The following is a 639-nucleotide window of genomic DNA, read 5'->3' on the forward strand; positions in this document are numbered from 1 at the left end:
CTCCAGTTGTGTCTGGCGGACACTAAAATTTGAGTTGATTAGGAAACTTATCCACGATAAAAAGCTCTGAGTATTCAGAGCTTTTTTCTATTTCAGACAGGATTGAAACCGTGACTATTTTTTCATCACTTAACCAATTTTCGAAGGGACGCGTATCATGGTTGCTTCTTCTTTTGTTCATCATATTTTTTGAAGCCTGCGCACTCTACTTCCAACACGTAATGATGCTTGCCCCGTGCGTAATGTGTATTTATGAGCGTGTGGCAATGATGGGTATTGGCGGTGCAGCTATCATCGGACTTATCGCACCGAACAACGCACTATTCCGCTGGTTAGGGCTTATTGGTTGGGGATTAAGCTCGTACAAAGGATTGATGCTTGCAATGCAGCATGTTGATTACCAGTTCAATCCATCACCATTTGCAACTTGTGATCTTTTTGTCACCTTCCCAAGTTGGGCTCCGTTAAACCAATGGGTTCCTTGGATGTTTGAAGCGTATGGCGATTGTTCAAAAATTGTTTGGCAGTTCTTCGACTTATCGATGCCACAATGGCTGGTGGTTATCTTCGCTGGTAACTTGGTCGCTTTGGCGTTGATCGTGATTGCACAGTTCTTTCCGGTGAAACGTAAGAATCCAA

At 43.3% G+C, this 639-nt stretch carries 1 protein-coding gene; it reads left to right on the top strand.

From position 1 onward, the window contains the following. Positions 1-110 precede the first annotated feature (110 nt). The coding region (gene dsbB / locus R7R24_RS27800; RefSeq protein ID WP_318120298.1) for a disulfide bond formation protein DsbB at positions 111-639 on the top strand (529 nt) is incomplete at its 3' end.

It is taken from the genome of Vibrio sp. 704, assembly GCF_033339295.1.